Origin of the sequence: Streptomyces sp. NPDC048516, from assembly GCF_043199875.1 — a bacterium.
GTDB lineage: Bacteria > Actinomycetota > Actinomycetes > Streptomycetales > Streptomycetaceae > Streptomyces.
On the sequence record NZ_JBICWS010000012.1, the window covers coordinates 194338 to 219307 of the forward strand.

General features: G+C 72.3%; 16 protein-coding genes. 4 read left to right on the forward strand and 12 right to left on the reverse strand.

Going from position 1 to position 24970, the window contains the following annotated elements:
- Positions 1-274: 274 nt before the first annotated feature.
- From ACGFR7_RS24100 to ACGFR7_RS24150, 11 genes are all read right to left on the reverse strand, one after another.
- Positions 275-2305, reverse strand: a complete 2031-nt coding sequence (locus ACGFR7_RS24100; RefSeq protein WP_393322802.1) for a hypothetical protein — start codon at positions 2303-2305, stop codon at positions 275-277.
- Positions 2302-4413 (reverse strand): hypothetical protein, encoded by a 2112-nt coding sequence (locus ACGFR7_RS24105; RefSeq protein WP_393322805.1) that lies wholly within the window; start codon positions 4411-4413, stop codon positions 2302-2304. The genes ACGFR7_RS24100 and ACGFR7_RS24105 overlap by 4 nt, the downstream gene beginning before the upstream one ends.
- Positions 4410-6971 (reverse strand): hypothetical protein, encoded by a 2562-nt coding sequence (locus ACGFR7_RS24110; protein ID WP_393322808.1) that lies wholly within the window; start codon positions 6969-6971, stop codon positions 4410-4412. The genes ACGFR7_RS24105 and ACGFR7_RS24110 overlap by 4 nt, the downstream gene beginning before the upstream one ends.
- Positions 6968-10810 carry a tubulin-like doman-containing protein gene (locus ACGFR7_RS24115; RefSeq protein WP_393322811.1) on the reverse strand — a complete coding sequence of 1281 codons (3843 nt, stop codon included), beginning with the start codon at positions 10808-10810 and terminating at the stop codon, positions 6968-6970. The genes ACGFR7_RS24110 and ACGFR7_RS24115 overlap by 4 nt, the downstream gene beginning before the upstream one ends.
- Before the next feature lie 130 nt (positions 10811-10940).
- Positions 10941-13172: a VWA domain-containing protein gene (locus ACGFR7_RS24120; RefSeq protein WP_393323016.1), complete on the reverse strand. Its 2232-nt coding sequence runs from the start codon at positions 13170-13172 to the stop codon at positions 10941-10943.
- A gap of 161 nt (positions 13173-13333) precedes the next feature.
- The gene (locus tag ACGFR7_RS24125) at positions 13334-13885 is read right to left on the reverse strand and encodes a Pycsar system effector family protein (protein ID WP_393322814.1); all 552 of its coding nucleotides are present in this window, start codon (positions 13883-13885) and stop codon (positions 13334-13336) included.
- Positions 13885-14943 carry a hypothetical protein gene (locus ACGFR7_RS24130; protein WP_393322817.1) on the reverse strand — a complete coding sequence of 353 codons (1059 nt, stop codon included), beginning with the start codon at positions 14941-14943 and terminating at the stop codon, positions 13885-13887. Before ACGFR7_RS24130 ends, ACGFR7_RS24125 begins: the two co-directional genes overlap by 1 nt.
- The gene (locus ACGFR7_RS24135) at positions 14936-17428 is read right to left on the reverse strand and encodes a hypothetical protein (RefSeq protein WP_393322820.1); all 2493 of its coding nucleotides are present in this window, start codon (positions 17426-17428) and stop codon (positions 14936-14938) included. Before ACGFR7_RS24135 ends, ACGFR7_RS24130 begins: the two co-directional genes overlap by 8 nt.
- Positions 17429-17433: 5 nt before the next feature.
- On the reverse strand, positions 17434-18288 hold the full coding sequence (locus tag ACGFR7_RS24140; RefSeq protein ID WP_393322823.1) for a hypothetical protein: 855 nt from the start codon (positions 18286-18288) through the stop codon (positions 17434-17436).
- Between the two features lie 94 nt (positions 18289-18382).
- Positions 18383-19093 carry a Crp/Fnr family transcriptional regulator gene (locus ACGFR7_RS24145; protein ID WP_393322826.1) on the reverse strand — a complete coding sequence of 237 codons (711 nt, stop codon included), beginning with the start codon at positions 19091-19093 and terminating at the stop codon, positions 18383-18385.
- A gap of 795 nt (positions 19094-19888) precedes the next feature.
- Positions 19889-20416, reverse strand: coding sequence for a DinB family protein (locus ACGFR7_RS24150; protein WP_393322829.1), 528 nt, complete (start codon positions 20414-20416; stop codon positions 19889-19891).
- Positions 20417-20859: 443 nt separating this feature from the next.
- Here ACGFR7_RS24150 and ACGFR7_RS24155 point away from each other — a divergent pair, with 443 nt between their 5' ends.
- From ACGFR7_RS24155 to ACGFR7_RS24170, 4 genes are all read left to right on the forward strand, one after another.
- Positions 20860-21981 carry an LPXTG cell wall anchor domain-containing protein gene (locus ACGFR7_RS24155; RefSeq protein WP_393322832.1) on the forward strand — a complete coding sequence of 374 codons (1122 nt, stop codon included), beginning with the start codon at positions 20860-20862 and terminating at the stop codon, positions 21979-21981.
- Positions 21982-22146: 165 nt separating this feature from the next.
- Entirely contained in the window at positions 22147-22749 is a 603-nt protein-coding gene (locus tag ACGFR7_RS24160) for a hypothetical protein (RefSeq protein ID WP_393322835.1), read from the forward strand.
- 103 nt (positions 22750-22852) lie between these two features.
- The gene (locus tag ACGFR7_RS24165) at positions 22853-23602 is read left to right on the forward strand and encodes a class I SAM-dependent DNA methyltransferase (RefSeq protein ID WP_393322838.1); all 750 of its coding nucleotides are present in this window, start codon (positions 22853-22855) and stop codon (positions 23600-23602) included.
- A 164-nt stretch (positions 23603-23766) separates the two neighbouring features.
- Complete coding sequence (locus ACGFR7_RS24170) at positions 23767-24255, forward strand: hypothetical protein (RefSeq protein ID WP_393322841.1); 489 nt, start codon at positions 23767-23769, stop codon at positions 24253-24255.
- A 192-nt stretch (positions 24256-24447) separates the two neighbouring features.
- On the opposite strand, the gene ACGFR7_RS24175 is transcribed toward ACGFR7_RS24170, so the two are convergent.
- On the reverse strand, positions 24448-24939 hold the full coding sequence (locus tag ACGFR7_RS24175) for a DUF4118 domain-containing protein (protein WP_393322844.1): 492 nt from the start codon (positions 24937-24939) through the stop codon (positions 24448-24450).
- Between the last annotated feature and the right edge of the window lie 31 nt (positions 24940-24970).

Below are 24970 nucleotides of genomic sequence, written 5' to 3' on the forward strand. Positions count from 1 at the left end.
TGTTCTCGCGAAAGCGCACGCGCTTCACACGCGCATTCAACGGCTTGCGGCACAGAACCTACGGGACAGCGGGGACGCTGCGCCAACCCTTTTCCCCGCGGCACTCATCGAAACGACGTCTCTGCGGTATCCGACGAGCCGGCCATCAACGCGCTGTGCGCAACCACCTGCGGACCGTCTGCTCGTCTGCGGACGGTCGTTAGCCGGCGCTCTTCAGCACGGTCCCGTCCGGGAATACGGAAAATCCCCCTCGGCGAAGTCTTCTGCCGGCTCATCAGGCAAAGATCAGCAGGATCGCGAGGAGGACGGCGATCACTCCGACTCCGGTTCCCACCACACAGCCCGGGTTGGTCGCCAGCTCGGAGAGCCGGGCACCGAAGGCGGGTGGCTCCGGCACGGTGGCGGAGGGCTCGCGGGACGTGGTGGACACCGGGGTGGCGGGCGAAGCAGCGTGGGACGCGGGCGGAGCCGGACGCGGAGCAGCGCTCTGGCCGATCACATCGCGCAGGATCTGCTGCCACAGGACGGGAGGCAGGTCAGGGGCCAGGCCGTTCCCCGGTGCGATGATGCTCTGCCACAGCCAGTTGCCCGCGGCGGGGTGGCGGTCCCGGCACATACGGTGCAAGAGCTCCTGCAGGTCACGCCGATAGCGTTCGTCCCGGGCCAGGGGGGCGACGACCCAGGTGAAGAGGTCGGCCGCCCGCCTGGCCATGGCGGTCCTCGAAATGGCCTCCGCGCCCTGCCCGTTCGGCTCGAAGTACAGGCCGTGGCGGAGCACCTCGGCGCACAGTTCGTGCCTCATCGCCGTCTCCCGCACCCGGACGCGGTGGTCGTCACCCAGCTCGTGCAGCAGCAGGTCCAGGGAATCCGGTGGTAGCCCGGCGGAGCGCAGCTCGTCCAGGAGCAGACCGTCGGGCTGTGTGCGCAGCCGCTCCCTCAGCAGACCGCCCTGCACGGCGTTCCTGCGCTGAGGGGCACGCAGGTCCTCGTGGAGTGAGGGCACTTCGTGGGCTGCCGCCCGGCCGGCACCGAGCGCCGCCGGCCGAGAGGCGGGCGTCTGGAGGGGGAGCGGAGTTACGGGTGTGGGCGTGGGGGCGGGTGTGGGGGCGGGCCCCGGTGGGGGCTCGGGCGCGAGGGCCGGCGGAGGAGAGGCGGGGGTGAGGGTCGGCGTAAATGGCGCAGGCACGGCTGCGGGCTCCGGCTGCGGGTCGGCGGGCCGGGCGACCGGGGCCTGGGCCGGTTCGCCGGCCGGTGCGTCGTCCGGTTCGCCGGCCGGTGCGTCGTCCGGGGGCGGGAGGCGGTGCGGTGCCGCGGCGGTGCGGGGGACGGGCCGGTGGCCGGCGTCCAGGATCTCCTTCAGGAGGGTGCGCCGCTGCGGCCACCCCAGCGCCGCACCGTCCCTCAGCGAGTCGACCAGCTGCGGCACTCCGGGGCCGTCCGCGGGGTGGGCCAGGAGGTGGCCCACGAGCCGGGCCGCCGCCCTGTGCTCGAACTGCGGCTCGGCCGGCGGATGCCCCGTGATCCGGGCCAGCGGTCCCGGCCCGCCCGCGTCCGGTTCCCAGCGCGGGACGCACATCAGTCGCAGCTGATGGGTATCGACCGTGTCGTACGTGGCGAACGTCCACTCCTGGCCGAGCCAGGAACCGAACAGCATGAACAGCCCCAGGTACACCAGCGACGCCGCGTCCCGGTCCGGCCAGCCGGGCAGCTTCTCCTCGGGCGTGAGCAGCGACACCCGCTGGCCCGGATCGCGCAGCCACTCCGCGGTGACCAGGATCAGCGCGTGCTGGACCGTTGGCAACAGCTCCTGCATTCCCGGCAGTCGCCGGCGCGCCAGCTCGTCGAGCTGCGCGCACCCCACTGCGCGCAGCCGCCCGGCAGCCCTCTCCGCGGACTCCCGGTTGCTCCACCCGCCGTGGGAGAGGCCGAGACACTGACGGGTCTTGAGCGTCCGCGGGTCGCCGACCAGGACATGGCTGACCGTGCTGGGCCGTCCGCCACGGTCGGTGGTGGGCAGGCGCTGGACGAGCATGACCTCACCGTCGCGGGACAGCGTGCGTACGACGCTCTGCCGCGGGGCCGCCGCACCGGGCACCCACAGCAACGGTCCCAGTTCTCTGCCCAGTTCCTCGGCGCGCTCGGCGGAGCAGGAGTGGGCGACGGCCTTCATACCGGTGCCCTGGCGGCCCTGGTTGCCGTCCCACCGGAAGATCACCTGGTGCACCGGCCCCGCGGCTCCGCCACCGCCCGGCCCGCCCGGTCCGCCCGTTCCGGTCAGTGGCCTCCGCTCCTGGAAGTCGCTCACTTCGCTTCCTCTCCCCCTGCTCTGCCGGCTTCCGACGACGGTTCCGCTTCCCTCGCGGGAACCGCCCCCACGGCGAACGCCTCGGCGCCGCCGGTCACTTCGATCAGACCGTGCATCGCCAGCAGGGACAGCAGCGGCTCCAGCACCCGCCGGGGCCCCGCTCCCGCCGGATAGCGGCCGTGTTCCTCCTGGCCGCCGGTGGCCGACGCGACATGCAGGGTGCACCGGCGGATCGTGTCGAACGGGCGCAGCCATGCCTGGCCGGCATGGTGGCGCAGCAGCCCGTAGACGTCCCGGCTTTCCTCGCGCATCAGGGTGGGATCGAGCGAGGTGGGCGGCGCCTCGCCCAGCCAGCGGTCGACAGGTGGCTGGAAGCGCAGGAGGTCGGCCTTGCCGAGCACCATGGCGGCCGCCACGTCCAGATACGGGCCGTTCTTCGGCAGTCGGTCCAGGACCGTGCCGAAAGCGAGATCGCCGTCCCGGTTCACCTCAAGACCCCAGCGTTCCCTGGCGTGGTCCAGATGCGGCAGCGGGAGAGCCAGTGCCGGGTCGACGACGAAGACCATGGCGTCGACTCCCAGCAGGAAGCGCAGCGCAGCATCGGTGCGTACCAGGTCCTCGCCGCCGAGGTCGAAGAAGGCGACCGGACGTACCTGCCCGCGCGCGTCGGTGAGCAGGAGGGATTCCACGAAGCGGGCGAAGCCGTCCAGGCCGAGGCCGCCGGTGTGGTCGAGGACCTTGCCGTTGCGCAGCGGCTGCACCCGTTCCCGTACGAACCGGGCGTGTTGCTCCGGGTTGACGGACTGCCACTTGAGGCCGAACGGCTCCAGGCCGCCGTCCGTGATCTCCGCGATCATCTGGGTCAGCAGGTGGCTCTTGCCGGTGGAGGACTGGCCGACCATCGCGACGGTCAGGGGGCGGCCGTAGGTGAGGTAGGGCACCGGGATGAAGTGCTCGGGGAAGTCCGGGTCCGCCGTGCACTTCTGGACGGCACCGCGCATGACGTCCTGGCGCCGCAAGGGGTTGCTGATGCCCGAGGGATCCAGGGCCTGGTACTGCATCTTGCTGTCGGTGACGAACAGCGACGTGAGGTCGAGCTGGATGGTCTCCAGGCAGTACGGGCAGAGCACTTCACCGTTGCTTCTCCCGGCTGACCCGCCGGCCCCGTCGCGGGGTGCGGCGGCGGGCGCCTGCCGCTTGAGACGCAGCGCCTGCGCGAACGCCTCCCGGTGCGGGCGCGTCTCGTCGGCCGGCACGGAGAGCGCGATGCGCCGGGCGGCCCCCGGGGCCAGGAGATCGAGCAGCCGGGCGGGCGTCGGCCGGCCGGCTGCCAGCGGGGCGAAAGCGCCCCGCAGCGTCTCCGCGAGCACCCGGTGCTCGCCGAGGTCGGCGGGCGCCCGGTCGGTGGGGCCGGGCCGGCCGGTCACCAGCTGGTAGAGCACCTGGGCCACGCTCCACACCGCGTCCCGGGAGTCGACCAGGCCCTCGCCCCTGCGCTGTTCGGGCGAGCAGTAGGGCGCCCGGCCCCACCGGGTCCTCGGCCGTCCGGTGCGGGCCACCCCTTCCAGCCCCCAGAGCTGGAGCGAGGTGCCGTCCCAGAGCACGGTGGCGGGCGAGATGCCACGTAACACCAGGCCCTGGCGCTCCAGCAGGCACAGCCCCAGCATCAGGTCGCGGGCGAGGACCCGCTGATCGGTCGCGGACATCACATGGGTGCGCACGGCGGCGGTGCCGCGTGGTGCGGCGTAGAGCAAGAACGGCTCGGCGGTGTCCAGTTCGTAGCCGACGATCCGCGGGAAGAGCGTCGCGTACTCCGTGTCGTCGAGCACCCGGTGCAGGTGCAGGGCTGTGCCCGTCTCCGCGTCCAGGAGCGCCCGAGCCGCCGGGTTCGCCGCGTCGGCGGCGGTCAGGCGCACCTGGACGAACTGCTGCCCCTCGTCGTCGAGCAGGCCGTTGCGGATCCGCTGGGGCAGCAGCGGATCGCGGCGGGATTCGCGGCCGAAGCGGACGGGGGCGATACGGCGCCGCCCCGAGGGGGCGGTGAAGGCAAGTGTGGTCCGCTGCGAACTGTCCGGCTCTGCCAGGTGGGAGTGCGGGCTGTTGGTCACCAGCGGTCACCGTCCCTTCGTTCGTACCCGTTCGCGCGGTCGGATGCGGGGCTCTCACGGGGCCGGACGGTATCCACCACTCCCATCCGCAGCGGGGTGAGCCGGATCAGGCCGGCGTACCGTCCCGACGACGTCCACAGCGTCCCCTGGGGCCAGGCCGCACCGCTCGTCCGCCAGGCCTTCTCGACCTCGCTGCGTACGGCCTCCGGCGCGAACCTGATCCACACCGCCGCCGCCGGGTCGCGGCTGAGCAGCGCGCCCTGTTCGGGCGAGGACAGCTGCACCACGGCCTGCCGTTCGGGCTCTGCGCCGACCAGCTCGGCCACCCGCTGCGGGTCGGTCCCCAGCAGGTTCGCCGAGGTGGCGCGGGTCCGGTGTGCGGCGGCGAACGGGGGCGGGGCCGACACCCCGTTGCGCTGGAGGTGCCGACGGGCCGTCGACAGCAGCTCGCGGACCCGGTCCTCGGTGCGCCGCAGGGCGAGGGCGCCGGCCTGGCCGCGTTCGACGGCCCCCCAGTAGGGGGCCATCGCGACCATGGCGGCGTCCGTCAGATCACCGGCGAGCGTGGCCACCAGCTCCGGCCCGCCCTCGCCGCTCTCACGGTCCAGCCAGCGCGGAGCCCCGGCGGTGCCGTCCTCCCACGGGTCGGCGGGCCGCGCCGCACTCCGCTCCGCGGAGGCCTCGTCCCAGGCGGGCCCGTCCTCCCAGGCGTACGCGCTCGCCCAGTCGCTGTCGTCATCGCCGGACGCGGTGAAGGCGTCCGTCTCCAGGGCCGAGGTGCTGGACAGCCAGTCCTCCGCGTCCAGCGGCTCGGTGGCGTGGGACGCGACGGCGGCCGGGGACCGCTCCGGCTCGGGCGCCGCCTCGGCGTCCGCGGCGGCGGCCGTCGCCCTCAGCATGCCGGCGACGGACCGGGCCGCGTCGGCACAGTACAGGCGTTCGTCTGCGGCCCAGTGCTCACGGACCGCCTCGGCCAGCAGGGCGTCGAGCCCGCCCAGGGCCTGGCGCAGCGCGGTGGTCCCGTGGACCGTGGCCCAGCAGTCGGCAGCCGCGCGCCAGAGCCGGCGCGCCGTCTCCACCGCGATGCCGAGAGCCACCACCAGAGCGGGGGCGCTCAGCCAGAGCGGAGGCTCGGTCGCGTACGCCACGGCCACTCCGGCCACGGCACCGCCGAGCGCCGCGGCCCGGGGGCCCGTGGCCCAGCGTTTCGGGTACCCGGTGCCCCGCAGCCGGGATGCGCCGAACACCGCGAGGCCGAGGAACACCAGCGGGACAGCGATCGCCAGCGCCACGTACGGCCCCTGCCACAGCGCGCCGAGCAGCCCCGCCGCGGCCGCCGCCGACGGCCCGGCCACCGGCCCGGGCACCGGGACGCTCCCCGCCCCGGACCGCCGGGCCACCGCCTCGGCGGAGTGCTCGGCGAGCTTCGGCAGCAGCGCCGAACCCGGCACCGGCTCCACCCGGCCGGCCAGTCCGGTGAAGCGCTGGGCCACCGCGCGCAGGGCGAGCCCCTGCCCCAACAGCCTCCCGGCGAACTCCCGCAGCCCCTCGCCGATCCGCTCGCCCACACCCTCGGCCGAGGGCACCCGCAGGCCGAGGGCTGCGAGCCGCGCCGCCGATTCGGCGGCGGACGGCACCGTGCCGGAGCCGCCGCTGTGCAGAGCCGTGCCGACGAGGTCCCGGTAGTCACCGAGTGTCTGGCGCGCCTGGTCGAGGTCCGCCTCGAACGCCTCCCTGCGGGCAGCCCTCAGCAGTCCGGGGACGGAACGCAGCCCGGCCAGCGCCTCCTCGGCGTCGTCCAGGGCCGTCGCGCATGCGTGGTACGCGGCGTCCGCCATTCCGCCCGCCTCGCGGTGCCGCAGGTCACGGCCGATCCGGCCCGCCACCAGCCCGCGCAGCGGCTCCGGCAGATCGGCTGCGCTCCAGGCGGTCACCGGCAGATCCGGTGCGAGTTCGGTGTCCTCGCCGGCGAACCGGGCGAGCGCGTCGCGCCAGGCCCGGTCGCGCACCTCCGGCGGCAGGTCCTGCTCCAGCAGCCGCACCCCGGGCGCGGCGACGGTGTCGGGCAGCGATGCGAAGTCGTCGAGCACCCTCAGGAAGACGTCCGGTACCGACAGCAGGTCCACCAGGACCGCCAGCGCCTCGGGAGCATCGGGCGCAGGCTGTTCCAGCGCCGTGCGGGCGGAGCGCAGATCGCCCGCCCACAGCAGGGCGGTGCCCGAAGCCCGCAGCACCGCCGGCCGCACCAGCCGGCGGTCCGGCTGGAGGATTTCGTCCTCACCGTCATACGAACCGGGTGCACTGCCCACCAGAAGGACCAGGATCCTGACCTCGCCCACGGCCCGGTAGGCGGTGAGCAGTTCGTACTGCTGCTGGTGGTCGGTGAGTCCGGCCGGGGTGTCGACCACCAGGAACAGCGGGTGGTCGGGTTCCGGGAGCCCGGCCCGGCCCAACTGCCGGGCGACCGTGGCCCGCAGGGCCGGGGCGGTGTCGAGGTCCGCCGCCCCGGTACGCAGGTCCAGGTGGATGACGGCACCGGTGTCCTCGGGGGTGATCACTCCGCATCACCGTCCCAGGGGTTGCGGCGTGAGCGGTCGCTGCCGCGGTCGTCACTGTTCCGGTCGTCGGTGCTCCGGTCGTCGGTGCTCCGGTCGTCACTGCCGCGGTCGGCGCTGCCCCGGTCGTCGGTGTCCCGGTCGTCGGTGCCGCCGTTCGGGCGGGAGTCGCCGGGTTCGTCCCAGGGCGCCCACGGCCGGTCGGCGCTGCCGGAGTGCCCGTTGACGCGGTCCCGGCCCCGGTCCCGGTCACCGAAGGAGCGCCGGGTGCCGTCGTCGTGCGTCGCGCCGTCTCCGTGGTCGTAGCTGCCGGAGGCAGGTGGCGTCGGTTCCCCCCAGCCGGCTGCGGCGTTGCTCTCGTCCCTGCCGCCCCTCCCGCCCGTGCCGGACCGCTCGCCCCGGGCCTGCCTGCCGTCTTCGCCGAAACCGTCACCGCGGCCGTTGCCGTGCCGGTCGCCTCCGTGCCGGTCGCCTCCGTACCGCTCGGCGTCGTACCGCTCGTCGCCGTGCCGGTCGCCTCCGTACCGCTCGGCGCCGTACCCGCCGTCATGGTCGTCCACCGCCGCGCGCCGCGAACCCGCGGTGCGGCCGTCCTGGTACGCGTCGGCGGAGGCGCGCGGTGCGGTGCCCCAGTCGTCGTCATCGGACACGGCACGCCGGGGTTCCGAAAGCTCCTTGCGGACGCGCGGCTTCGGCGTTCCGCCGCGCACGTGCTCCAGCAGCGTGCGCAGGGTCGGCTGGACGGCACGCTGGTCCCCGAACTCGGTGTCCAGAGCGGCCGGCAGCGTCTCCGCCCAGAACTCCCACAGCGGCCGCACCCAGCCCTCGACCCGCTCGCCGCCGCGCTCCCGGCGGTCCGCCAGCAGTTCCAGCTGGCGCGGGGCGATCTTCTCGACCAGTTCGACGAAGAGCGGATGCGGTGCGCTGCCGCTCCTGCCCAGCCCCAGCGGCTGGGCCCCCATCAGTTCGCGGCAGTAGTCCTCGACGATCCGTTCGTCGTCGAGGACGGTCCAGCGTTCGTACGAGCGCAGCAGCTCCGCCCAGCTCGACACGCCACCGGGGAAGTCACCGAGCCGCAGCCGGACGCCGGGCACGTTGTCGCCCGTCTCGGGGAACAGCCTCAGCCGCACGCGGTCCGGCGACACCGAGTCGCCGTCCACCACGTCCACCTGGCCGTTCCACATGCAGCACAGGAGCCGGTGCAGGATGGCGCGGCGGTCCTCCTCGCTGCTGACCATCCAGCTGTCCCGGAACCCGAGCCGCTGACGCCACCGCAGCACGTCCTGGGCCTGCTCGGAGTCCTTCGCCCTGGCCCACTGGCGCAGCACCTTGCGGGCCTCGGGCACCTGGGTCAGGCTCATCTCGCTGCGGAAGAGGACCACGGTGATCGAATCGCTCTCCACTCCCCGGTACTCCACGGAGTTCTTGGCGTCGGAGGGCAGCCGCAGGGCCTTGCCCAGGTACTCCTGCACCTCCTCCACGGCCTGCACGCGCGGGTGCGTGACCAGGACCCGCAGCGGCCCGGTGCCCTCCGGGGTGAAGCCCACCGGCAGCAGCCCGGTCAGCTTGCGGCCGAAGAGGTCGAGCGCTTCCTTGCTGACGTGGTCGGTGGCGTCCGCGTCGCCTGCGGCGGCGGCCAGCAGGGTGCTCATGGACGGCAGCAGCGGGCGCTCCTCCAGATGTTCGCCGCCCTCGGCGAACAGTCGCGTGATGCGGCCTTCCAGCTGTGCCTTGACCATCGCCACCGCGCTGTCGGGGCTGCGGCGGCTGAGCGAGTGGACCGTGCGCCAGGTGTCCCCGTCGATCATCTTGAGCAGGAGCGTGGCCTCGTCGTCGTGGTCGCGCAGCCCCTCCCGGCGGATCAGCCGGGTGACCAGGTCCTCGTAGAAGTGGTTGAGGGTGCGCTGCGGTGGCAGCAGATAGGAGATCCCGGTGCGGTCCTCGTAGAGTTCAAGGCCCTTCTGTGCGGATACCTTGCGCTCCTGGTCGGAGTGTTTGCGGAAGGCGTTGACCAGACGCCCGAGGTCGGTTCCGGCCGCGTCCGCCTGGGGCTGCCAGCGCTGCTGCTGCTCCCGCCATGCCTCGTGCCACAGGATCCGGCTGCGCCACTGGTACCAGGTGTCCTGCTCCTGGAGGGCCGCCTGCACGTCGTCGTCGCCCCAGCGGGCCGGTGACATGCCGGCCATCCGGCCTTTGATCCGGGGGGTCTTGGGCGGCTGCTCGGTCACCCCCGGCGGGCGCTGGGGGGCGACGGAGCGGCTGTTGAGCATGCCCAGGAACCCGGCCCGGGCGATCGGTTCATCGCTGTCAGGAACGCCCCGCACGACGCGTTCGGCGAGGAAGGGGTCCACGGTCTGCAGGAGCTTGTCGATGGCGGGGCGCGGGGCGAAGCGGTCGGCCATCGAGGCGGTCTGCCGGTCGGCGAGGGACTGGAGGTCGGACAGCAGCCGCTGCATGTCCGCGATGCGTTCACCGAGCGCCTGCTCGATGGCCCGGCTGCCGCGCGGCAGCGGGTCGGGCTCCGGTACGGGCAACTGCGGGCGTTCCCAGAGTTCTTCGAGATGGGAGTCGGCGAACAGCTGCCGGATCATCGGCACCGCGGTTTCCCGCAGCGCGGTACGCGGCCGCTCCACCAGATCGGTGACGGCCTCCCGCAGCAGCCGGCCGGCCACCAGGTCGGCCAGTTGGTCCATCGGGGCGGTCATGGAGGCCACCAGGCTGGTGGACACGCCCTGCCGGCCGATGCCGGTCGGGGACATGGCGCTGCGGTGCACCCCCCGGTTGATGAAGCTCGCGGCGAAGGTCTGGAAGTCGTCGTCGGCCGCCGTCGTCCGTCCCCGGGAGCGGCCGTCGCCCAGCTCGGTGCCGATCAGGGACATCACCAGGGAGACGATGGAGCGGCGCAGGTCGTCCTGGCGGATACCCGCGGTCGGGCTGAACAGGAATGCGGTGGGCAGAATGCCGGTCCGCAGCCGGATCGGTGTCGTGCCCGGGTAGCGGATACCCAGACCGGAGTCATGGTCCAGGTCGCCGATCTCCGCCCCTTCCGTCGGCGCGTTCTGCCCGTCCACCAGCCGGAACAGGTCGACCAGCGCACGGGCCGAGTTGAGCTCCGCCTCCCGTCCGCCGCCGGCGGCGGAGGAGAACGAGGAGGGCATCACGACCAGCGGGTAGATCTTCACCCCGTCGAAGCGGCGCAGGTGGAAGGCGTGGTTGATCAAGTGCAGATAGTCCAGGAAGATCCCGGCGCCGGTGCCTCCCGCGACCGAGAAGGCGACGAACACATCGCAGCCGTTGACCTTGCCGCCACCGAGCTCGCTCAGCTCCCCGGCCGACTTGGCGATCGCGTCGATCGCCTGGAGGAGGGGTTCCAGAACCGGCGCGAGGCTGTGCCGGAGCGTGGCGAACAGGGCGGCGCGCCCGACCGTGGGCAGTTGCCCCGCGCCGTTGTGGAGCGGGGTGACCTTCGGCTCGTCGATGCGCGGCGGCAGCCAGCCGGAGACCTCGTCCCGCAGGCTCGCCCGGAGCATCTTGGTCACTTCCGGTGAACTGTCGAAGTTCGGCAGCAGGTTGTGGGTGGCCCGGGAGGTACGGGCGTACGCGGCGCGCAGCGACGGGTCCACATTGAACTGGGGCAGACGCTGCAGGTCGGACTCGCTGTAGTCCGCGTACACGAACTGCAGGCAGTCGGGAAGCTGGTAGGGGGCGTGGCCGCTCAGGTGGCTGAGTGCGACGCCGTCCGGACCGCACAGCTCTGCGCGCAGCTTGCGTTCCAGTTCGGCACCGACCAGGCCACCGGTGCCGCCCAGGCCGACGAAGAGCATCGGCTGGAAGATCTTCATGGGTTCCCTCCCGCATGCGGCCGTATCGGCGGCCGGTTCGTCCTCGATACGTCTGTGGATTCCTCGCGGCACGGTGGCCGCGACGCGGTGTGCGCCCGCGGGCCGGTGAGGCACCGGCCCGCTCCGCGCGTCACCGGTACGACTCGTAGGTGCTCGCGCTCCCGCCCTCGGTGGCCGCTGGGGTGGTGGCCGTGGGGGTCCGTGGCCGGGCAGACCGCGGTCGCCGGACCTTTGCGCTGCGGGTCTCCTCACCGAGGGACAGGCTCAGCGCATCGGTCAGCGGGACCTGCCCCCGCGCAGGCAGCCGGGTCCGCCCACCGCCGCGCTTGCGCAGGACCGCTCCGCCTTCGGGGCTGCGCTGGACGGCGTAGGGGCCGTGGCTGCGCCGTTCGATGCGCGGGCTGCGGTGCGGCTCGACGACGGCGAATTCGTACCACTGCTTGTGCCCGTGTCCGGCCGGGTGTTCTGCGACGATGTCGCCCTCCTCGGAGACCAGTTGCAGCACCAGGCCGAACGGGTCCCTGCGGCTGCGGCGTTGCCGCAGCCAGGCGAGGGCCGCCACGGCGGCCAGCGCGACCAGTGCGGCGGCGGACAGGAACGCCCACCAGTACTTCTCCCAGATGCCGGGCTCCGGCGTCACCGGCACGGAGAGCGGGGACCGCACCAGCGTCCGGTCGTGGTCCGTGGTGTCGACGGCCGTGACGGTGCCGCCGAGCCGCAGACCGTCGTCGTCGAGGCGGTCGCCGAAGACGCCTTCGGGGGCTACTTCGACCGTCACCTTCCGGGTCCCGGACTCGCCGGGCTGCACCTCGATCTCGGCCGGACTGATCGAGAGCAGCCCGGGTCGGACGTCGGCGACGGACAGCCGCAGGGTGTGCCGGGTACCGCTGGTGTTGTGCACGGCCAGGTTCCCGGTGACCGCGCCGCCGGGGTGGACGGAGTCCGCGGCGCGCAGGGTGAGCGCCGTGGTGACGGGCAGCGCCCCGGGCGCGATCTGGCCGCTCTCGCTGCGGGTGTCGGCGCTCAGCCCCGAGGCCGTCAGCGTGCCGCTCACCTTCAGTGCCCCGGCGGCGCTCTTCGGGATCTGCACGGAACCGGTGAAGGAGCCATCGCTCCCCTTGGGGTCGGGCCCCTTCCCGTCGTCGGCGAGTCGCAGCGTCTGCGGGGCGAAGCCGTCCCCGGTCAGCTCACTGCGGACCCGCAGCCCCGCGTAGTCACGCGGGTCCTTGATCTCGTAGCCCTCGCGGGTCTGCAGGCGCATGGTCACCGTGGCCTGCTGTCCGGCCTGTGGTGAGGGCGGGTCCATGGTGAGGGAGCCGCGCAGCTCGCCCTGCCACAGCACGCTGACGCCGACAGGAAGGGAGCGGTGTCCTTCGGGGGCTTCGGCCTTCACCTTCCAGACGCCGGGCACCGGGTCGACGATCTTCAGCGCCTCGACCGTGTCACCGGCGCCCGCCAGCTCGAAGCGCGATTTCCGGTACGTCCCCGAGGTGGGGACCTTGTGGCCACTGGGGTCGAGGTAGGTGACCGTCACCGCGGGGTCGCTCTTGTCGACCACGATGCTGCCCACGGTCGCCAGCGGCGAGATGCCGATCTCCAGGGTGGCGGGGGGCCGTTTGCTGGTTCCCTGCTGGTAGCGCAGGCAATGGGCGGCGGCGAAGACCTTCTCCAGCATCGGGCCGACGTCCTTCGCCCCGGAGACCTTGCCGGCCGTCGGGCGGGCGGAGGGCAGTTCGACGCAGCCCTTCTGGTATCCGCCCGCGGCCATCCGGTCGAGCTGCGCCTTGTCCGGAGCGGGCCCGAAGCCCAGCGGCCAGATCTGGACCCCTTGTGCGGCGGCGCTCTTGAGTTCCCGGTTCAGCTGCTGCCTGCCCTCGGCCTCGCGGTGCGCGGCATCGCCGTACTGAGGGCTGCCGGTGACGTCCATCTCCCCGTCGGTGAGGAGGAACAGCACCCTGGGCACCGACGGGTCGGTGCCGGTGCTGAGTTCGTGCACTCCCTGACGTATCGCACTCGGGAAGTCGGTGCCGGTGCCCTCGCTCTTCTTCCGGCTGCGCAGCTTGCCGACGCATCCGCCGATCGACTCACGCCCGGCCGCGTCCAGCGTGGTCCGCGGGCACACCGGGTCCACGGCGCGCTGGTCACCGGATTCCGCGGCGGCGAATCCGAAGACCGTGACATGGGAGGACGAGGAGACATCGCCCAGCGCGATCCGGGCGGCGGCGGCCTTCTCCGCCTTCATGTCCTCGGGCGCGAGGCTGGCGGACTCGTCCACCGCGACGGCGTAGTTGACGGAAGCGAAAGCCGGCTTGGACGCCGCCGCCGGCACCGGATCGGGACCGGCGGGTGCCAGCAGGGACATGAGCACCGCGGCGCCGCCCAGCACAACGACCGCACGGCGGCGCACCCAGCCCCTTCTTTTCTGCCGTTCTCCCCTGACTGCTCCCACGGCCGTCCCCTTATTTCGTCTCTGCGTCATGTGCGTAGTGGTGCGCCGCCGTCGACGGCGCGGTCGGCCGCGGGTCAGCGCGCGGTCAGACCCCAGGCCAGGGCCAGTACTGCCGAAGGGGCCAGTGCGCCCACTCCCCAGCGGATGGCCCGGTATTTGGCGGACAGGATCGAGCTGACGTCCACGGCCTGGACGAGCAGCCACCCGGCCGGATCACGCCCCGCCTCGGCGAGCTCGGCGGACAGCCGCGCGAGGTCGTGGGGGGCCAGCAGGTCGCCGAAGAACGTCACCCCGCTCCGGCTGCGGATCGTGCCGGTACGCGGCATGAGAACCCGGACCAACGCGGTCACCGCGACCGCCCAGAGCAGACCCGCGACGACCAGCGTGATGTCCGCTGGCCCGTGCCAGTCCGGCGTGCCGTGCCGCCCGATCAGGAACGCGGGCAGTGCCAGCGCCCCGGAGAGCAGCACAGCCGCCTTCGAATCGGCCCGGCCGAGGTCCTCCCTGACCGTGATCAGCAGTCGTTCCGCGAGGCGTTCCCCCGTCCGGTCGTGCCCGTGCAGACCCCCGTCCGGCACCGGCACGACCGGGTCGGGGGAGGTGTGTGCGCCGCCGTCGGCAGCCATCAGTCCTCCTCCGCCCAGGACCATCCGTCGTCCCGGCTGCGGTTCCGGCGGCGGGGCGGCTCCGGTTCGGCGTCCTCGTCCTTGCCCGGGTGGGACCGGCCCCCGGCCCGGGCGGCCGGTTCGTCCGCCACCCAGTCCGGAGTGAAGGGCTCGGGCGCCTCCAACTGCGGGGTGTCCCGGTGGGCGGGCAGCGAGCCGACAGGCCCCTGGACGTGCCGGCGGCCCCGGTTGAGGAGCGCCAGCGCCTGCGACTCCACGTCGCTGGAGTGGATCTGACCGCTGTCGACCATGGCGAAGAGCCGGTCGACGCGTTCCTTCTCGTCCTGCCTGCCCTCTTGGCGGATCTTCTCCAGGAAGTCCTTGGCGGCCTCGGGTTCGGCCGCCAGCATGTAGCTGAGCTGGTCCAGCTCGCCACCCTGCAACATCGCCCGGAACTTGTTCTGGTGTACCCGGGTCAACTCGGCCGAGGCATGCGCGTCCCGGATGCCGTCCATGTGGTGGATGGTCCGGTCGTCCACCCGCACACGGACGTACAGCCGCACCCGCAGGCCGAGTTCGGCACCCAGGTCGTCCCAGCGTCCGCTGGCACAGTTGCGGGTGATGGCACGGTCGGCCTGTTCGGCCTGGGCCACCGGGAATTCCGAGGAGACCTCGCGCAGCCGCTCCAGCGTCGGGGCGGTGAGCCGTTTGGCGACGTCGGTGACGACCTCGGTCGCGACCAGATGGGGATCGTTCACGGACCAGTGGATGTCCACCTCGGCCTTGAAGAACGTGGTGCCGCCGGCGGCCGGCAGCTCCATCTGGAGCGTCGTCTCGAAGGTGCCGAGCGCGATCTCGCAGATGGTGTGCGGCCGGGCCAGCGCCCGCTTGTCGTAGTGCTGGACACCGGAGACGGTGGCCACGCTGTAGCCGCCGTTCCGGTAGAACAGCACCGAGGCCGTCCGGGCACTCGTCTGCCGGAACGGGCCCGCAGGCGTGTACTCCCGCAGGAACGGGCCCGCGGGCCCCGCGCCATGATCCGCGCCCCCGTCCGGCGCCAAGCCCTCGTGCTCAGCCATCCCTCTCCTCCTCACCCGTCCGGTCCCGCGGCGGGACGGCGAGCCACCACAAGGAGCGCGCCTGCGCGTCGGGGAGCGGATTCTCCGGATCGTTCATCATGCGGCGCAGCAGCCAGTCCAGCCGCCGCCGGTCGTGCTCCTCCGTCATCAGCGCGGGCAGCAGCGCCGCCAGGCCCGGCTGAGTCCACGGCCTTCCGCCCCTGCGCGCGGCGGATCGCAGCAAGCCCTCCAGTGCGTCCATCGCAACCTCCTGCGACCGCGGGGTGTTGAGCGCGGTCCACATCAAGTCGGCCATGGGACGGATGAGTTCGGGACGAGTGGCGGCGAGGGCGAGCGGCAGCGGCCAGTCCCCGCGGTCCGCCAGCGGGGATCCCGGCTCGTCGTTCAGCACCTCGTCCACAGGGGTCACCGCGAGCCGGACGGTGGTCACCAGACCGAGGTCCTGGTACGCCTCGCGGGTGTGGTGGGTCCAGTCGGACATCCGCCGCAGCACCTGCGCACCGTCCGGGAGCGCCAGCAGCCGTACGACGTTGAACGAGGCGGCCGCCAGCTGGTCCCCGTCGTCGCGTACCCCGATCCGGGCCAGGGCGTCCAGGGTGTCGTCCATCGAGGCGGCGGCGTTCCCGTAGCCCAGCGCCATCGCCGCGGTCCAACGGAGCGGCTTCGTCCCGTACCTGCTCCAGTCGTCGACGAGCTTGCACACCGCCTTGCGGTGCGTGGCGTGGCCGGCCGCCTGGTCCAGCGTGGTGGCCGCAAAGATCCTCCGACGTGGCGTGGACGCCTCGGCGAGCGGCCGGATCAACTCCGCGTAACCGTGGTCGAAGTCCCGTACGCACAGCTCCCCGGCGGCCACCGCGGCGCGCATCCACACCTGGGGGCGGGGATCGTCCGCCAGCAGCCGCAGCCACCGGACCACCGGCGCCCTGGCGGGGAAGTGGCGGTCCCAGATCTCGGTCAGCACCGCGGCAGGCAGGGCGGAACCCTGGTACCAGAGCAATTGGGCGCCCACCTCGGTGCCGGCCACCTCGACCGTGCCGTCGGTGGGTTCGGCACGCGAGAGAGCCAGATCGGAGTCCGGGTCGTCACAGAACAGCGGGCGTGCGGGTGTGTTGTCCGGGTCGCTCTGTACGGACAGTTCCCAGGTCAGCAGATGTGCGGCGGTGGCCACGACGCTGCGCGAGGCCCCGCCCAGTACGGCGAGCGCGATGCGGAACGCCACCGGGTGGAAGAGGGCCGCCGTACCCGGCCGCCCCGCGCTCGGCTCCGTAGCGGACGGGAGCGCGGCCAAGGCCCGGTCCACGCCGGCGAACCACTCCCGGGCCTGGTCCGCAGCCAGGCTCCGGCAACCGGACAGCAGTTCCTCGTACGAGACGTCACCCAGCAGATGCCCGGCCAGCAGCGACGCGACCAACTCGGCCTCGGCGGGCCGCAGTTCCTTCAGTCCGACGGCGTCCCTGACCGCTTTCCCGCCCGCCAGCTCCTCCGCCCGGCTCAGCAGGTCCGCCACCTGGGGCCCGCCGTCCGATGTGCCGGTCTGCGCCGTGGCGAGGCGGTCCTCCAGCCGTTCCCGCAGCCGGGTGGTGAGCAGTTCCCGCGTGGGCACGGGCGGGCAGCGCATCCCGTACCGCCCGGCCAGCAGCGGGTTCGCCGCCGATCCGACCGTCACGACGATCACCGCGAACGAGGCGCGCTCGTCCAGGGCGGCGGCCAGCCCGTCCAGGTCCATCTCGTCCGGCGGCAGCGCACCGGGACCGGCGAGGGAGAGCTCCAGCAGGTACCCGGTGCCATGCCGCTCCTCCAGCGAGCCGGCCAGCCCCCGTACGTCCGGGTCGACCCGCCGCACCCGGGACCCCGTCCCGGTCTCCGTGCCCTGGTCGCTCCCCACCCGAGGGGTGACCTCGTCGAGGAGCGAGAGCGCGGTGCTGGTACGTCCGGTACCGGGCGCGGCACCGAGCACCAGCAGCCGACGGGCCTGGAGTGCGTTGCGCAGCTGCAGGTACCCCTTCGGCTCCACATGGACCCGGCGGAGCCGGCGCAGCTCCTCATCGGGAACCGGCCCGCTGCGCATCCCCGCGCTGGACTGGCGGGCGTCCATCCGCAGATGGATATCGCCGATATGGGCGCTCTGGATGTACGAACGGTCGAAGCTGTTCAGGTCCCGGCCGGTGTCGAAGAGCATCCGGGTGGAGCGGCGGGCCCGCGAGGCGGCGGCGAGATCGGTGGGGCCGTCCTCGCCCTCCGCCTCGGCGAGCGGGTCACGGGTGTGTTCCCTGAACCGCCCTGCGGCGCTCTCCCGTTCCTTCTCCTTCTCCGCCGCCTCGCCGTCGGCGAGGTCCCCGCCGTCCGCCGCTCCCTCTTCCCCGCGTGGCCGGTCGTCGCCGTCCCCCGCCCTGGCGTTGTTGCCGGCCGCGGGAGCGGGACCTCCGGCCGGCTTCCGGGGTGCGGGCCCCGGGGATGCGTCCGCGTGCTGTTGTTCCTCGGCCACGTGACTCAGTCCTTCCGCGGCCCGGCGCCACCGGTGGTCCGCCCGATGTGCACGGGCTGCTGGTACACGTTGTCCCGGTGCTGCGACATGTCGCCGTGAACGGTGTAGCGGGCACCCGGGATACCGGTCCGGTCGTCATCGTCCGCGCCGTCGTCCGCGCCGTCGTCCGCGCCGCCCTCAGGGACGTCCGTGCCGGCGGCCCCGGTCCCCGCCTCCCCCCTCCCGGGCGCCCGGGTGCCGGCCGGCGGCGGATCACCGAGCGGTATCGCCGGAGCGGCCCGCCCCGGGAGATGGAACCAGGCGGTGACCGCCCCCTCCTTGAGCTCCAGACGGGCCGAGGAGTAGCGCGCGGGCTCGATGAACTTGCCCCCGCTGCTGACCACGTCCTCGTACAGCGACTCCGAGACCACCAGCACGAGGTCGGCTCGTTCGGCGTCCAGCAGTTGCCTGGCGACGGGAGAATCCGCCAGCCGGCAGGCGAGGTCCACCGCGCGCCCGCTGATGCCCCGTCCGTCGTGCCGGACCGGACCGACATGCATGCCCACCCGAAGCCCCAGGGGCACGCGCAGAGCGCGGTTCTCGTCCCGCAGGCTCTCGTGCACCTCGACCGTCCACAGGCCGAGCAGCCGGGTCACGGCGATCCGGCCGGCCACCGACAGCAGCACACCGTCGCCGCGGTCCTCCATGTGGAGGGCGTCCCGCGCCACCTTGGCATGGGTGAACGCCGCTTCCAGGACCCGGTAAATCCGGGCGCGCATCCGCGGCTTGTCCACGTCGTCGTACGCACCGGAACGCCGGGCGTCGACGCTGATCACCAACTCGTAGCGCGCTTCGGCGACATCCATCGTGTCGTCGTCCACTCCGTGCCCCCTGTCCTGTCGCTCGCTGTCCCCTCAGCTTCGGGCCCGGGACCAAGGCCGTCTGTAGCCGTTTACACACGGCCGGGCGTGGCTTTCACTCCTGATGGCCGCCCGCGAGGAGGGCGAGCAATGCGGGGTCGAGAATCTCCACCATCCGGTTCCCCGTCCGCACGACCTGCTGGTTCCGCAGCAGCCGCAAGGCCTTGGCGACCGCTTCGCGGGTGGCTCCGACGGTGGCGGCGAGCTCGTCCTGAGCCAGATGGACGACGGCGCCCGCGGGCGAAGAGCCCGAGAGGGAAGGCGCGTAGGGGCCGGAAGGTTCGGCCCGTGAGAGTTCGGTGAGCCGGGCGGCCAAGCGCTGCAACACGGTGAGCGAGGCGAGTGCGGACCGCTCCTGGTCGGCACTGCGGAGCCGGAAGGTGAGCTGGCGTATCACCAAACCGCTGACACGGGGGTGCAGGGCGAGAAATCGACGGAACGCGTCGCCGGATATGACCTGGGCCTCTATCGGTCCCAGGGCCCGTACGGTGGCGCTGCGCGGGTGGCTGTCCAACGCGGCCATCTCGCCGAGGAGTTCGCCGGGCCCGCGCAGGCCGAGTATCAACCGGGTGGCACCGCGGTCCGTCACCACGGAAACGGTCACCCAGCCCGCAAGTACGATCATTACGTGACTTGAACGGTCGCCTTCGGTCAGAAGATGAGCATCGGCCGCAAAATGCTTCCGATTTCCGAGGGCCATCACGCTCTCGTTTTCCTGGACTGTCAGAGCGCGCGCGAACGCCAGCTCATCACCGAGCAGCCCCATGGCCACTCCCCCCACGGAATTCCGGATGGCCTGATTTCCACTGGCGTTGATAGTCGCAGAGTGACACTCCGGGGGGAGGTAATCGCGCCATGTTGACGGTACTGATAGGTAGACATCGAACTGCCAGGTAGATCGCCCGCGCTTCCCCCGCACTCCCCCTTCATTCCCGTCCCGTACCCGCGCACGAGGCCCCGCGGCCCGCCTGCCCCGCCCCCTTCTCCACCGACGATGCAGAGGTCAGGCCGCACACGCGGGCGCCTCGGACACATCGCTGCCCGAAACGGCAGAGGCGCGAAGGCTTGGCGAAAACTCGGGTTTTCGACGACCGCCCGCCGATCCAGCACACATCAAGAGGAGTCGGCAATTCCACGGAGGGCCCGCCCGACTCGGGAGATGAAGGTCCGCACCTCACCACCCGGAGAACAGGAACCCGGTGGCCGACAAAGGCGCCTTACCGGACCCGGCGCCAAAGAGGTACGGCAGCCGCCGAGATCTCCCGCGCAAAAGCACCCGTGGTTCGTCTTGGACAACAAGACAGCAGAAAGGTTTCAGCAGATCGGAGAGGACCCGGGATACGACGACGACCCGGCGGGGCGGTTTCCGAAGATCCGGCAGGTGCCCACAAGTGAGCCCCGCCGGGCAGGATTCCTGGCCGGCGGGGCAGCTTCCTTACCGCGGCACGGGCTACCGGGTGCAGCGCGGCACATTCCGGGAGCGCCGACAGATCAATGGGGACGTTGAGACAAGAGGCCCCCGCCGGGCCTCAGCCCCACAGCCCCACAGGCCCTCAGGCCCTCAGGCCCCCGTGACGCCGTCGATGCTCTCCCTGAGCAGGTCCGCATGGCCGTTGTGGCGGGCGTACTCCTCGATCATGTGGACCAGGATCCAGCGCAGCGAGACGCCCTGGCCGCCGGCGAGACCGGATTCCCGTTCCGAGAGGCTGCCGGTGTCGTCCAGCGAGGAGGCGGCGGTCAGCTCGCGGCTCCGTGCGACTTCCTCGCGCCAGCGGGCCAGAGCCTCGTCGATTCCGCGGTCCGGGGCCGGCGTGAAGCCGTCTTCGTTGCCCGCCCCGTGGACCGGTGGCACGTCCTGGCCGGCGAGCACCCGCTGGAACCAGTTGCGTTCGACCTCCGCCATGTGCTGGACCAGCCCCAGCAGTGTCATGGACGACGGAGTCACCGAGGCGAGGCGGATCTGGCGGTCGTCCAGCCCCTCGCACTTCAGCGGGAGCGTAGCGCGGTGGAAGTCCAACCACCCTTCCAGCGTGGCACGTTCATCGGCCTGCAGGGGCGGCATCGGCCGCCCGTCCGGTGTTGTCCCCATGGGTCACACCTTTACACACCGCCGGGGGGCGACCGGGCAGCGGACGTCCGACGACCGTACGACGGAGGGTGAGTTCATGGCGGCGCCTCTCCCCGCCATGACCCATCACTCGATATCTCCTCGATGATCTTGGAAGACGGACCTGATGAACCCTGACGGACCCTGACGGACCCTGGCGGACCCTGGCGGACCCTGGCGGACACTGACGGCCCCTGGCGGACACTCCAGGACACCTCCCACCTTATGTGTCACTTCAGCGACTTGGGTGTGGAACCTTTTCGCCGTGCGAGTGCTCCTACATGACACGCAGGTGTGCACATGTCCCCACGTTTGCACGCACATTCACGCACACTCACGCACACCACGCGTCATGCACGGCCTGAACATGACGAACGTCAACCTGTGCCGTCCAGGCGGCACTTGGGATACGAAAGGTCTGCTGGATGAAGATTCGCAGAGCTCTGATAGCCGCCGCAGCGGCTGCCGTGTTAGCGCCTGCCGCCGTACTGGCCGCGCCTGCTGCCGCGTTCGCAACGGAGCCGGTGTCCGAGGCCGGCCCCCGCACGCCCGCCTCTGCCGACTCCCCCGGTGCCGCGACATCGGCGGACCGGCCGGCGGGTTCCGCGAAGAGCGGCGGCGGAACGGGTAATCCGGACGAGCCGCGGCGCCCGGGCGAAGCCGCCGCCCGCGCGGCATCCCAGGTCCGCGACGGGGCCGCCCGTCCCGGCCCGGGGAAGCCGCCGAAAGCCGCCGGGACCGCCGAAGGGACCACTGAGAGGACCACCGGCGCGGGTGACGCCACCGGCGGAGGCAAGGACGCCGGTGATTCCGATGGTGCGGACCAGCCCTGCGCGTTCGAGTCCGACCAGTTGCACACGGCCGTCCACGGGCTGCCGCGCCAGCTGACCGCGGGCGGCGCCTGGACCCCCTTCTCCATGACGCTCACCAACACCACCGGCAAGTCCCTGGAGGAGGTCCAGCCCTTCCTGCGCGTGTCCTCCGCCGAGGACGTCGACCGGCCGGACTGGGAGCTGGAGACCGAGTACCGCGACGCCAAGACGGGGCGGTGGAAGACCTTCCACGACGCGGAGCCCGAGGACCTGTTCGGCTTCTTTGCCGTCGGTCCGCGCAGCACCGTCACGCTCCAACTGCGCACCCGCGTGGTCAAGGACGCCAAGCCCGGCGCCGGGTACGCACTCGCCGCCGGCGACTACCGCAACCGCGACGGTTCCTGTGGTTCGGCCCAGGAAACCTGGTACGACTTCACCATCCTCCGCGCGGGCACGAAGCCGACGCAGCCCCCGACCGCCAAGCCGGGTGAGCCGGGTAGCACGGCCGAGCCCGGCCAGAGCGCCGCGTCCGCCGGCGGTACGGGTGGTTCCGATGCCACCGGTGGCCTCAGCCCGCAGGGCGGCTCCCAACTCGCCGCGACCGGCTCCTCGTCCGCGCTTCCGGCGATCGCTCTCGCCGGCGGAGCCGCGATGGTGGTCGGCGCGGGTGCGGTCATCGGCGTACGGCGCCGGAAGGGCGTGGCCGGTCCGGGCGCCACGGACGTCACCGCGTAAGCCCCTCCCATCCCTCCAAGAACCTGACACCCCAAGGATCCACGGCCTGAGAACCCAGAGACCCCAGAGAACTCAGTGCACTCAGAGAACCCAGAGAACTCAGAGAACTCAGAGACACCGGAAACAAAGGCTCCAGGGGTCCGAAGAACCAGGAAAGAGATCATCATGAACACGAAACTGCGCCGCGCCCTGTCGGTCTCGGCCGCGACTGCCGCCCTGCTTCCCGTGGCGCTGGCCGCCGCGCCCGCCTCCCAGGCGGCCCCTGCCGCGGAACTCCCGAAGTGCTCCGACGTCAGCAACGGGCAGTACCACAACAACGCCTTAGTGGGCCGCTCGTTCGGCGTACCCGATTCGATCACTCTCGGCACGCAGTGGACGACCTACACCACCACGCTCACCAACACCTCGGCAAAGGAGCTCAAGTCGCTCGACCTCAGCGCCGCGCTGGGCAGTTATGTCTACAACGAGGGTGAGCGCGACCTGAGCCCGTACGGCGATCTGCAGTACTGGGACACCTCGCAGCGCGCCTGGAAGACGCTGCGCCAGGCCGATGGAAACGCCCGTGGCACCGTCCCCGGCCCGAAGACGCTGAAGCCCCGCGAGTCCGTCCACGTGCAGCTGCGGTTCAGGGTGGGCAAAGACCTGCCCCTGGACCATGCGTACGACGCGTTCACCGGCCTCACCGGCACCTTCGCCGACCGCTACCACGACACGGACTGCACGTCCGACGGCTCCGCCGTGGGCACTTTCTACCCCCGCGAGGGCTGAAACCTGAGGGGAGGGGCTGCCGCCGCCCGGCGCCGGCAGCCCCCTGGGGTCCGTCCTCAAATGCGTCGACAGCGCCCCTCGGCATCCGGCAAAGTGGCCGCCCGTGACGAGCAGTGAGCTGTGGAACCGTGCGACCGCCGACCGCTACGACGCCGAGGAGACCGAGATGTCCTCGGCCGCCGTCCTCGGCCCGACTCTCGCCTTCCTCGCCGAGCTGGCCGGAGAGGGCCGGGCGCTGGAGCTCGCCATCGGAACCGGACGAGTGGGCGTTCCGCTCCGGGAACGCGGCGTGCCGGTAGTGGGCATCGAATTGTCCGAGCACATGGCAGCGGTCCTGCGGCGCAAGTCCGACGAGGACACGCTCCCGGTAGCCATCGGGGACATGGCCACGACCGCCGTCCCCGGCGAGTTCACCCTGGTCTATCTCGTCTACAACACCATCACGAACCTGCTCACCCAGGACGAGCAGGTCCAGTGCTTCCGCAACGCCGCACGTCATCTGGAGCCCGGCGGCCGGTTTGTCATCGAGCTGGGCGTGCCCCCGCTGAGGTTCCTGCCGCCCGGCCAGGTCGCGGTGCCGTTCGACGTCTCTGAGCGGCATCTCGGCTTCGACACCTTCGATCTGGTCGAGCAGATTCTCGTCTCGCACCACTTCACCCGCGAAAGCGACGGCGACGGCGACGGCCGCTACCGCCGGGGAAGCTCCCGGCACCGGTACGCCTGGCCGGCGGAGCTCGACCTGATGGCGCGGATCGCCGGGCTCGAACTGGAACGTCGCGTCGCGGACTGGGACGGGACGCCGTTCACCCAGGACTCCGCGAAGCACGTCTCCGTGTGGCGCAAGCCGGCCTGAGCTCGGCACCGGGGCGTCAACGTAAGCCGTGCCCGTCGGCCGACGACATCCTCGACCAGTGGGACGACGCGCCTGCCCGGTGACGTCGGAGAGCTCGGATGCACCCCTCCTGCCCGCTGGCTAAGCTCGGTGAAGGGGCCGAAGATCTGATCTTGGAGGCTCCCATGGTGCAGCTGCCCGAAGCGCGTGATCTGGCCCCCCGGCTGGCCACCGGGGCGTTCATCCTGAATTCCGGGCTGACGAAGCTGCGGGCGGACCAGGCCACCGCACAGGCCGTGCACGGCATGGCCTGTGTGGCGTACCCGTTCCTGGACAGGATTCCCGCCGAGCGGTTCACCCGGCTCCTGTCATGGTCGGAGCTCGTGATCGGTGGCGCGCTGCTGGCACCGTTCGTACCCACCCGGCTGGCCGGACTGGCGCTGACCGGTTTCTCCGGTGGGCTGGTCGGTCTGTATCTGCGCGTCCCGGGGTTGCGGCAGGAGGGAAGTCTGCGGCCGACCCAGGACGGGATTCCGATGGCCAAGGACACCTGGATGCTGGGCATCGGGCTCGGGTTCCTGGGCGCGTCCGGCCGCCGGCGGCGGGCCGCGGCGGCCCGGCACCGGCACGCGGCGTGCTGCCGGCGCCACCACCGGGGGCGTTGCCGGTGGTGAGTTCCGCGAGGGGCCGGTGTCGGTGGTGAGTGCCGCGAGGGGCCGGTGTCGGTGGTGAGCGTTACGAGGGCCCGATGCGTGCCGGCTGTGAGCGGGCAGGCCCCGGTCAGCGGGTCGTGAGCGGACAGGCCTCAGCGAGCAGATGGTGAGCGGGCAGGCCCCGGTCACCCGGCCGTGAGCGGCAGGGCTCACTCAGCCGGCCGAGTGCCGCCGGACGGCCCGTACGGCGGCGGCGCAGCCCGCGCCCATGACACCGGCGAGCACGAGGACCAGCAGACCCGTCCGGTCCTGCGGCTGGAAGGCCAGGTCGGAACGCTGATTCACCACGAAGCCGTCGTAGAACATCCACGACACCAGGGCCACGACGGGCACCAAGGCCGGCCGGGCGAAGGCGGACCCGGCCACCGTCAGCAGGGCGAAGACCGCGAGCGCGACCGCGGCGTGCGCGGTCTCCCCGGTCAGCATCAGGGCGGTCACCAGCAGCGCCGCTCCCAGGGCGCCGAGCGGCAGCGCGAGGTCACGGGCGAGGGTGCGGCCGGGCGGTGCCCGATGGGCCGGCCGGGTACGGGGCAGCGTTACCGGCGGCAGGCGCGGGGCGCGGGGGGTGTGGGGGGTGTGGGGGGTGTGGGGGGCGTAAGGGACGTACGGGCGGTAGGCGGTCGCCGGACGGTGAAGGGTGGCCACGGGGAACACCTCCTGCTGTGGTCCGCTCCTG

Coding starts and splice junctions, on each gene's coding strand:
- ACGFR7_RS24170 (WP_393322841.1), top strand. CDS start 23,767: ATGGTGCAGCTGCCCGAAGCGCGTGATCTGGCCCCCCGGCTGGCCACC.
- ACGFR7_RS24120 (WP_393323016.1), bottom strand. CDS start 13,172: ATGTCCCTGCTGGCACCCGCCGGTCCCGATCCGGTGCCGGCGGCGGCG.
- ACGFR7_RS24145 (WP_393322826.1), bottom strand. CDS start 19,093: ATGGGGCTGCTCGGTGATGAGCTGGCGTTCGCGCGCGCTCTGACAGTC.
- ACGFR7_RS24150 (WP_393322829.1), bottom strand. CDS start 20,416: ATGGGGACAACACCGGACGGGCGGCCGATGCCGCCCCTGCAGGCCGAT.
- ACGFR7_RS24115 (WP_393322811.1), bottom strand. CDS start 10,810: ATGAAGATCTTCCAGCCGATGCTCTTCGTCGGCCTGGGCGGCACCGGT.
- ACGFR7_RS24160 (WP_393322835.1), top strand. CDS start 22,147: ATGAACACGAAACTGCGCCGCGCCCTGTCGGTCTCGGCCGCGACTGCC.
- ACGFR7_RS24125 (WP_393322814.1), bottom strand. CDS start 13,885: ATGGCTGCCGACGGCGGCGCACACACCTCCCCCGACCCGGTCGTGCCG.
- ACGFR7_RS24130 (WP_393322817.1), bottom strand. CDS start 14,943: ATGGCTGAGCACGAGGGCTTGGCGCCGGACGGGGGCGCGGATCATGGC.
- ACGFR7_RS24155 (WP_393322832.1), top strand. CDS start 20,860: ATGAAGATTCGCAGAGCTCTGATAGCCGCCGCAGCGGCTGCCGTGTTA.